Source organism: Paramuribaculum intestinale (assembly GCF_003024925.1).
Taxonomy (GTDB): domain Bacteria; phylum Bacteroidota; class Bacteroidia; order Bacteroidales; family Muribaculaceae; genus Paramuribaculum; species Paramuribaculum intestinale.
This window is the reverse complement of sequence record NZ_PUED01000350.1, coordinates 1-1,289: the sequence shown is the minus strand read 5'-3', so window position 1 is coordinate 1,289 and position 1,289 is coordinate 1. Positions and strand designations below refer to the sequence as shown.

Here is a 1,289-nt window from a genome sequence, read left to right as displayed (position 1 = left end):
CCAACGCTTTGAGCGAATCTTTCGACAAGGCGATAAATGGCTCTACGCCGTCATATCCGGGGAAGTCTTTTATCCGTTCTTCCTCATGGTTAATCCATGCCCTGACATTACCAGCTTTTGCCACTACATTTCCGGCGATAAAACGGTCTTTGACCTCATAGCTGCTGACAAGCGGATTATAATATATGTGGCCTTCAAGGTTATCTACCAATGAATCCTCATCCATATCCACAAGCGATGACATATATTCAAGGTTGACTACACCGTATTTATTGAGCGATGCGGTCAGTGCCTCCAACGGTGTATCCACCGAAGTCACCTCGTCAACGGCAAACGACACCGGATGGTCGAAAATGTCAGCCTTGACAAACCGACCATTCTCGCCGCGCTCTAATGCAAGAGCATCCCTGCCATTGGCGTCCATCAAAATAAATTTCACATTCTTTTTCTCATTTAGGTTGCCGTATTTCTCCACAAACTCATCATAATACTGATTGAGGTGTTCGCGCAGATGTTCCGAAGGTTCATGGGTCTCAGCTTCATAGTTGTAGAGTTGCTGATACGTTTCCGACAGCGTTACATAGAGCATGGCGCGCTTCGTCTGTTCCGGCTTCAATTCCAATGGATTGAATGTAGCACCATTCTTGCGTACTTCCGAGAGAAAGCCCACCATGCCGTCCTGAACGACCATGCTGCCGTTGTGGTGGAAGAACTGAATATCCTCCGAGAAAGGACGGGGCGACATATCCACCTCGGCCTTCTCCGGCTTTTGCGCCGCCACTCTTGGCTGTCTGCCGGGAATGAAGTAGCCCTCGGTTTTCTCGATGACAGTGCCGCCCTCGAAGATAGTTTCGGATTTATAATCCTTGTCAGCTTCTTTTTCAGCCGCCTGACGCTCACGCTCTGCAAGCTGGGCGTATGCGATTGACATCATGGCCTCGTAGAACCCGTTGATAGGCGGATTATCGTCCCAGTTCAGAGAACCGTAAAACTCCAGCTCCTTGTCAGTGAGCGGTCGGAATTTATTTGTTGGCAACGGTTTGGAGTCAGCCCACGGTTTTGGTTTCTCGACCGGCTTTTCCTCCTTCTCTTTCTTTGGCACGGCGGGACGCTGGTGTTTTGGCGCGTCCCTCGGCTCCAGTTCTCCGAAAAGGTTATAGGCGAACAGACGCGGGTCGGGATTGTCGGAATAATCCGGGCCGCCGTCGGTTTCTATTTCCTTCGCCTGTTCCGGAATGGGTGTAGATGGCACACTCTCGGATTGCTCAACCTTCTGTATTTCGGCATTG

1 protein-coding gene is annotated in these 1,289 nt (G+C 50.3%); it reads right to left on the bottom strand.

The genetic code is table 11. The features are described from left to right. Positions 1 to 1,289, bottom strand: a 1,289-nt coding sequence (locus tag C5O24_RS14220) for a winged helix domain-containing protein (protein WP_500690284.1), incomplete at both ends; no start/stop codon positions are given.